Below are 7,082 nucleotides of genomic sequence, written 5' to 3' on the forward strand. Positions count from 1 at the left end.
GCCGACGTCGCGCGTTCCGCCGTTCCGCATCGTCCGGGCCGCCGCCGCCGTCGCTACCGCCGACGCGGCCGTTGCCGCGCCCGCCCGATGAGGTCACGCCGCCGTCGCCCGCAGGACGACTCGGCGCCAGCGGCTGCCCGCTCACGCGGCAGCAGGATCTCTCGTCATGGAAACTCTTGGAACCCTCTTTGCGGGCGCCTTCGCGGGTGCTCGCGACATCGGCATCGACGTGGATGTCGACACGCCGATCCCGTCGCCGACCTGGCAGCTCGCCGTCGATCGCGCCGTGCGTCTGTGCGGCAGCCAGGCCGCACTGGCCCGGCATCTGAAAGTCCCCCGCCAGCACGTCAGCGAAGCCCGCACGGGCGGACGCACGATCCCGACGGATCGGCTGCCCGCGCTCGGCGAGCTGGTCCACATGACGCCCGCCGAACTGTGGACGCTGCAGGAGATCGCCAACATGCCCCGGCGCAACCCGTTCGCGCGCGAGTGCGACGGCTTGTAGAAGGCCTGTAGGACCACACCGACGACAGGACGCGCCGCCCGCCGTCACGCCGCGGACGGGGCCGCGCCTAGGATCAAGTCCGTGCCATCGCACCCTGCGAGATACGCAGTAACTTTCTGGAGTAGACGATGAACAAGGACCAAGTGAAGGGCGCCGTCAAGGACGCAGCCGGCAAGGTGCAACAGAAGACCGGTGAGGTCATCGGCAGCACCGAACAACAGGCCAAGGGCCTGGCCAAGCAGGTCGACGGCAAGGCCCAGAAGGCCTACGGCGACGTGAAGGAAGCCGCGAAGGACGCCGGCAAGCATTGATGCCCCGGCGCCCATGAAAAACGCCGGCGGGACGCGAGTCCCGCCGGCGTTGCTCATTGCACCCGCGCCAGATCAGGCCGGCTTGTTCTTCAGCTTGCCCTTGGGCGCCACCGCGGTCATCGGCGCGACCGGCCGGGTGGAGACGGAGGACGACTCCTTCGGAGTGCTGGTGTCCTTCTTGGGCTTCTTGTTGGCCTTGTCGTTGCGTTGCTCGCCTTTTGGCATGGCTCGGTTTCCTTCTGTGGTTCAGGGTCGGGATGGCGGCACTCTACTACTGCCGACGCCCTCCAGTCACTCCACCGCCCGTGGCGGCGTCACGACGGCCTTCCCGTAGCGATCGCCAGCGCCATCGACGCGGCCGTCCCGGATGAAGTCCCGCATCATCGCGAAGTAGCCCCCGGCATAACGCGTCGAGACGCGCCGGCCGTCCGGCGCGGGCTCGAACTCGGTCATCCCGTGGTCGGCCCCGGGATAGATCGCCAGCGTGTAGCGCTTGCCCGCGGCGATCAGCGACTGGATGTCGGCCGCGGAGCCGGCGCTCGGCGCCACGCGGTCGTCCGCGCCGAGCACCCACAGCTGCGGCGTGCGCGAGGCCCGCAGCGTCGGCATCGGGTCGTAGCGGAAGGACACGTCGAACTTGTAGGTGGTGTTCAGCCCCTCGACGATCTGCGCCTTGTCGAGCGGCAGCACCAGATGCAGGAAGTTGCCGCGGACGTCCTTGAACCACGGTTGCGACCGGTACTCGGCGCGCAAGGCGTCGAACGCCTCGTAGCCTTCGTTGCCGCGCGTCTCGATCACCTTCTGGCCGGCGCGGGTCAGCGCCAGCGCCTTCTCCGTCTCCTGCGCGGAATGCCGGCCGGCGCGCATCTCGAGCGCGACGCTCTGCAGGTCCTGCTCGAGCATGGACACCGTCAGGCCGAAGCTCACGATCGCGAAGTCCACCGGCGCGCGATCGGCCGCCAACGGCGCCACCCATCCGCCCTGGCTGCCGCCCTGATAACCGATGCGGCCGACGCGCGATCCCGCCAGTCGACGGGCTTCCTCCATGGCCCGGACCGCGTCGTCGGCGAGCAGGGGGATGTCCTGCGTGTACGCGCCGCCGGAGGCGCCGGTACCCCGCTTGTCGAAGACGAAGGCGCCGACGCCCTCCGCGGGGAACTGGCGCTGGAGCGGGTTGCCGTCGAGCGCTGAGTCGGTCTCGGAGCCGTGGAGGAGTACCACCACCGGGACGGGGCCCTGGCCGCGCGGCATCACGAGTCGGCCGACCAGCGGGACGCCGCCCGCATCGAAGCGGGTCTCGGTCACGTCGAACGCGATGCGCTTGCCGCGCTGTCCGCCGAACGTGATGTCGCCGGTGGCGCAGTCGGTCGATGACAAGGTGTCCTTCGCCGGCTTGTCGGTCCAGCCGACGGTGCTGATCCACGCGCCGTCAGGCTGCGGGCGCAGCCGGCCCGTCTCGCCGTTGAATGCAGTCCAACGCAAGGCGTCGCGTCGGTCCGGCGCAAGGTCCAGCGTCTGGCCGTTCTCCAGACGATAGGCACCGACTAGGCAGTTTGTCGTCGCTGCGACAGTCGCAGTTGCAGTTGCAGTTGCAGAAGCCGTAGCCGCCGGAGCCGCTTGCGTTGCCTGGGCCAGGATCGACGCGGGCGCCGCCGCGAGCACCGCACAGAGCGGCAGCACGACCAGTGATTTCATTCTCTTCCCTCTAAGCTCGGTCATCGGAGCCCGGAGTCTCGATGGGCCGCCCGTCCGGGACGACCGCCAGGAGACGCGCTACCGGCGGGTCGTGACGGACTGCAGTCTCCGCCGACAGACGGCACCCGCGGCCGCGCCGTCATCGATCCGTCATGGGGGGTTCGGTCCCGGGCGGCGTAACGAATCGGCTTTCGTCAAGCTGTTCACGTCCCCGCATCGATCGGATCCGCCCCGGCACTGTTCGCCGATGAAACAAGGGCATAGGCTCGCGCACCAAACCGGTGGGCACTCCCCGCCGCCGGTCGCTTCCATCTCCCACTGTCCTGGATGAGGTCCTCATGACTCTGAACAACCTGCGCGTCGGAACCCGGCTTGGTGCCGGCTTTGCCCTCATCCTGCTGCTGCTGGCGCTGATGCTGGTGGTCAGCGTGCTGCGCCTGAACAGCGCGTCGGTCGCCGTCCAGTCCATGATGGCGTCCCCGCTGGCCAAGGAGCGCCTGCTGGAAGAGCAGCTGCGCAATGTCGTGGCCGGCGTGACCCGCGGCAAGGCGATCGCGAAGAACGCCGATGGCGGGCTGGAGGCGCTCTTCCGCGACGAGGCGAAGGCCTCGACCGCGCGCGGCAACGAGATCGTCAAGGCGCTCGCGGAGCTGCCCACGGCCGACGCCGAGAAGCCGCTGCTGGAGAAGTTCAACGGGGCCCGCAAGGGCTACCTCGACGCGCGCGACCGCATGATGGCGGCCAAGCGCGCCGACAAGGCCGACGAGGCCAACCGCATCTTCGACAGCGAATTCAGCGTCGTGGCGCCGGCCTACGTGGCCGCGCTGACCGCGGTGCTGGACTACCAGCGCAAGGTCATCGACGAGATGAACCAGACCATCGCCGCGGACACCGCGCGCGCCCAGTTCCATCTGGAGGTGCTGGGCGTGATCGCGATCACCCTCGGCATCGTGCTGGCGATCATCTTGACCCGCTCGATCACGCGGCCGATGGCGCAGGCCATCGAGCTGGTCGACGCGGTCGCGCAGGGCGACCTGTCCAAGCGACTGCAGGTCGAAGGCCGTGACGAGATCGCCTACCTGGTCGGCTCACTCGGCAAGATGAGCACCGGTCTCACCGACCTCGTGCGTCAGGTGCGCCAGGCGTCGGAGGGCATCCAGACCGCCAGCGACGAGATGGCCGTCGGCAACATGGACCTGAGCGCGCGCACCGAGCAGCAGGCCAGCTCGCTGGAGGAGACGGCGTCGTCGATGGAGCAGTTGAGCGCCGCCGTGCGCCACAACGCCGACAGCGCGCACCAGGCCAACCAGCTGGCGCAGAACGCGTCCGACGTGGCGGTGCAGGGCGGCGAGGTGGTCGGCCGCGTGGTCGAGACGATGAAGGGCATCAACGATTCGTCGCGTCAGATCGGCGACATCATCGGCGTCATCGACGGCATCGCCTTCCAGACCAACATCCTGGCGCTGAACGCGGCGGTGGAAGCGGCGCGTGCGGGCGAGCAGGGCCGCGGCTTCGCCGTGGTCGCGTCCGAGGTGCGCTCGCTGGCCGGGCGTTCCGCCGAGGCGGCCAAGGAGATCAAGCGCCTGATCACCGCCAGCGTCGAGCGCGTCGAGCAGGGCACGAAGATGGTGGACCGCGCCGGCGAGACGATGACCGAAGTCGTCGGCAGCATCCGCCGCGTCAACGACATCATCGGCGAGATCAGCTCGGCCAGCACCGAGCAGTCCAGCGGTGTCGCGCAGGTCGGCGAGGCCGTCACCCACATCGACCAGGCGACGCAGCAGAACGCCGCGCTGGTCGAGCAGATGGCCGCCGCCGCGAGCGGCCTGAAGTCCCAGGCCGAGCAGCTCGTCAAGGTCGTGGCGACGTTCAAGCTCGCCTGATCCGGCACGCGCCGAGGCGGCGCGTGCCGCCCTGTGCGCTCACTTCGAGCGTGGCACTTTGCGATCCAGGAAGTCCCGGATGATCGGGGCCATCTCCTCGACGTGGGCCTCCAGCGCGAAGTGAGCGGTGCCTGGATTCAGCGCATCGCCCGCGCGCGCTCCAGACGCCATCGCGTCAGATCGTCGGCGCCGGGTCCTGCCTCGATCGACAGATGGGAGGGATCCACGGGCTGCCCCGTCTGCGCATCGACCAGGTTCAGCAGGACTGCGCGGCCGGTGCTGGCGTCGACGAAACGCAGCGGCGGACCGGGAAGTCCGTCGACGTTCCACTTGTCCCCGACCTGCACCATCGCCAGCAGGACCAGCCCCACCTCCTGGCCCTCCGGCGTCAGGACGTATTCATACCGGTCGGGCCGCGTCTGGTACAGGCGCCGCTCGACCAGGCCGCTCTGCTGCAATGACTTGAGGCGGTCGGACAGCGTGGCATTGCTGGCACCGGTCGATTCGCGCAGGTCGTCATAGCGGCGCAGGCCGAGGTAGAGGTCGCGCACGATCAGCGCGCCCCAGCGGTCGCCCAATGCGCCCATGACGCTCGCCATCGAGCAGATCATCCCTTCGAAGCCTTTGGATTTCATCCCCGTCCCCTTGCGTGGACCTTCCTCCACGCGTGTGCGCCCACCGGCGGCAATGTCCTACCAGGAAGCTCTGATTATAAGAGTCATGGAATGATTCGTTACTCTCATGATGAGAGTGATTGGATGAAGTCATCCGCCATGCCACCTGTCGACAGGAAACCCGCCATGAAACTTCGAGACCTTTCCCGGGCCGCATCGACCGCCATCGCGCTGGCCGCCCTGTGGTCCGGCTCCGCGCTGATGTCCCAGGCCGCCGCTCAGGATCGGACGCCGTCTCCGGCAGCCGCGAACCCGGTCGGCGTCTGGGATCAAGGTCGGAACGCGGAGGCCGTCCAGAAGGACGTCTGGTTCGAGAACTACAAGTTCCGCAACGGTCAGACGCTTGATCGCGTGAAGATCCATTACGCGACGCTGGGCACCGCGCATCGGAACGCACGCGGCGAGATCAACAACGCGGTGCTCGTCCTCCACTGGACGGGCGCGGACAGTCGCGCGCTCCTGAGCCCGACGTTCGCCCAGGCGCTCTTCGCGCCGGGGCGGCCGCTCGATGCCCGCCGCTACTTCCTGATCTTTCCCGACAGCGTCGGGCACGGCCAGTCGAGCAAGCCCAGCGACGGGCTGCGGGCCCGGTTCCCGGACTACGACTACGGGGACATCGTCGATCTTCAGCACAAGCTCGCGACGGAAACCTTGGGGATCAGGCATCTGCACGCCATCGTCGGCATGTCCATGGGCGGCATGAACGCGTGGCAATGGGCGCAGGCCTATCCCGACATGATGGACGGCGTCATGCCGGTGGTGTCGTTGCCGATGCGGGTGTCGGGTCGCAATCTCCTGTGGCGGCGGATGGTGATCGATGCCATCAAGACCGATCCCGATTGGCGTCAGGGCGACTACACGCAGACGCCGCGCGGATGGATCAACGGCTTCCGCGTGCTGCGGCTCATGATCGACAGCGCCTCGGCGCTCCAGCAGCAGGTGCCCGACGGTCAGGCGGCGGACCGGTTCCTGGCCGCCACGCAGCAGCAGGCCGAACATGTCGATCCCAACGACATCCTCTACTCGCTGAAATCCTCATTCAGCTACGCGCCGGAAGGCCAGCTCGGCGCGATCAGGACGAAGCTCTTCGCGCTCAACTTCTCGGATGACGAATTCAATCCGGACGAGCTGAACGTGCTGGAGACGGCGGTGCCGCAAGTGGCGCAAGGGCGTTACGTGGTGCAGCCGGGGACGGCGAGCTCGCCCGGGCACTACACGATGACGCGGCCCGAACTGTGGGCGAACCATGTGGAAGACTTCATGCGTTGGATCGAGGCGCAGCCCGCGCCGCCGGCGCCGAGCGTTAAGCCCGAGGGAGCACGCCCATGAGCCGGCGGTCAGGAGGCGGACTTCAGCGCGGCACGCGTGTCATGCTGGCGGTGCTGGCCGCGTGGGGATCGGCGGTGACCGCCGCCGCCGCCACGGGCCTGTACGGCAGGGTCGATCCGATGTACCTGGCGGCCATCATTGCCCTGGGCATCGTGGTCCCGGTCATCCTTTATGCGATGTCGCAGGACATGCGGCGCTACATCGAGCGCATCGGGCTCCGGGGCCTCACCGCCTTCCACATCTGGCGGATCGCGGCGGCCCTCGTGTTCTTCTGGTACGGCGCGAACGACTGGGTGCCGGAGAGCTTCGTTCTCAATGCCGGCGTCGGGGATCTCATCGCGGGGCTCATGGCGCTTGCCGTCACCGTGCTGCCCAAGAGCCGCAAGCGCTACCTGGTCTTTCACCTGTTCGGGTTTGCCGATTTCGTCGTCGCGATCGGTACGGGGTTGACGCTGTTCGTGCTCCACGATCCCCGCATGTCAGGCATCCAGACCTTGCCCATGGCGCTCATTCCGTTCTTCGGTGTCGGCATTTCCGGAGCGAGCCACCTGATGGCGTTCGATCTGTTGCGACGCGGTGTCGGGATCAGTCCGGCAACGCCGGCCTGATCCCATACAAGGCCAGCAAACCGAACACGTGCCCGATCGCGACGCCGGGTTCGCCGGACTCGACGCGCGCGATGGTC

General features: G+C 68.1%; 8 protein-coding genes. 5 read left to right on the top strand and 3 right to left on the bottom strand.

The window, feature by feature from the left end:
* Nucleotides 1–166: 166 nt before the first annotated feature.
* Both VF536_RS17065 and VF536_RS17070 read left to right on the top strand, forming a co-directional pair.
* Nucleotides 167–505, top strand: a complete 339-nt coding sequence (locus VF536_RS17065; RefSeq protein WP_331616055.1) for a YdaS family helix-turn-helix protein — start codon at nucleotides 167–169, stop codon at nucleotides 503–505.
* A 128-nt stretch (nucleotides 506–633) separates the two neighbouring features.
* Nucleotides 634–816 (top strand): CsbD family protein, encoded by a 183-nt coding sequence (locus tag VF536_RS17070; RefSeq protein ID WP_067275857.1) that lies wholly within the window; start codon nucleotides 634–636, stop codon nucleotides 814–816.
* A 72-nt stretch (nucleotides 817–888) separates the two neighbouring features.
* Here VF536_RS17070 and VF536_RS17075 read toward each other — a convergent pair whose 3' ends face one another.
* Together VF536_RS17075 and VF536_RS17080 are read right to left on the bottom strand one after the other, a co-directional pair.
* Nucleotides 889–1,041 (bottom strand): hypothetical protein, encoded by a 153-nt coding sequence (locus tag VF536_RS17075; protein ID WP_331616056.1) that lies wholly within the window; start codon nucleotides 1,039–1,041, stop codon nucleotides 889–891.
* A gap of 66 nt (nucleotides 1,042–1,107) precedes the next feature.
* Nucleotides 1,108–2,298 carry a hypothetical protein gene (locus tag VF536_RS17080; RefSeq protein WP_331616057.1) on the bottom strand — a complete coding sequence of 397 codons (1,191 nt, stop codon included), beginning with the start codon at nucleotides 2,296–2,298 and terminating at the stop codon, nucleotides 1,108–1,110.
* A 551-nt stretch (nucleotides 2,299–2,849) separates the two neighbouring features.
* Here VF536_RS17080 and VF536_RS17085 point away from each other — a divergent pair.
* Entirely contained in the window at nucleotides 2,850–4,394 is a 1,545-nt protein-coding gene (locus VF536_RS17085) for a methyl-accepting chemotaxis protein (protein ID WP_331616058.1), read from the top strand.
* 137 nt (nucleotides 4,395–4,531) lie between these two features.
* Here the strand turns inward: VF536_RS17085 and VF536_RS17090 are convergent, their stop codons facing one another.
* Entirely contained in the window at nucleotides 4,532–5,029 is a 498-nt protein-coding gene (locus tag VF536_RS17090; RefSeq protein WP_331616059.1) for a helix-turn-helix domain-containing protein, read from the bottom strand.
* Between the two features lie 165 nt (nucleotides 5,030–5,194).
* On the opposite strand from VF536_RS17090, the gene VF536_RS17095 reads away from it, so the two are divergent.
* The gene (locus tag VF536_RS17095; protein WP_331616060.1) at nucleotides 5,195–6,397 is read left to right on the top strand and encodes an alpha/beta fold hydrolase; all 1,203 of its coding nucleotides are present in this window, start codon (nucleotides 5,195–5,197) and stop codon (nucleotides 6,395–6,397) included.
* 41 nt (nucleotides 6,398–6,438) lie between these two features.
* Nucleotides 6,439–7,005, top strand: coding sequence for a hypothetical protein (locus tag VF536_RS17100; RefSeq protein WP_331616061.1), 567 nt, complete (start codon nucleotides 6,439–6,441; stop codon nucleotides 7,003–7,005).
* Nucleotides 7,006–7,082: the final 77 nt, after the last annotated feature.

The sequence above is a fragment of the Roseateles sp. genome (assembly GCF_036486225.1).
GTDB lineage: Bacteria > Pseudomonadota > Gammaproteobacteria > Burkholderiales > Burkholderiaceae_C > Roseateles.

Excerpts from the sequence above, each read along its gene's own strand:
- VF536_RS17070 (WP_067275857.1), top strand. The coding sequence starts at position 634 with ATGAACAAGGACCAAGTGAAGGGCGCCGTCAAGGACGCAGCCGGCAAG.
- VF536_RS17075 (WP_331616056.1), bottom strand. The coding sequence starts at position 1,041 with ATGCCAAAAGGCGAGCAACGCAACGACAAGGCCAACAAGAAGCCCAAG.
- VF536_RS17100 (WP_331616061.1), top strand. The coding sequence starts at position 6,439 with ATGCTGGCGGTGCTGGCCGCGTGGGGATCGGCGGTGACCGCCGCCGCC.
- VF536_RS17095 (WP_331616060.1), top strand. The coding sequence starts at position 5,195 with ATGAAACTTCGAGACCTTTCCCGGGCCGCATCGACCGCCATCGCGCTG.
- VF536_RS17085 (WP_331616058.1), top strand. The coding sequence starts at position 2,850 with ATGACTCTGAACAACCTGCGCGTCGGAACCCGGCTTGGTGCCGGCTTT.
- VF536_RS17090 (WP_331616059.1), bottom strand. The coding sequence starts at position 5,029 with ATGAAATCCAAAGGCTTCGAAGGGATGATCTGCTCGATGGCGAGCGTC.
- VF536_RS17065 (WP_331616055.1), top strand. The coding sequence starts at position 167 with ATGGAAACTCTTGGAACCCTCTTTGCGGGCGCCTTCGCGGGTGCTCGC.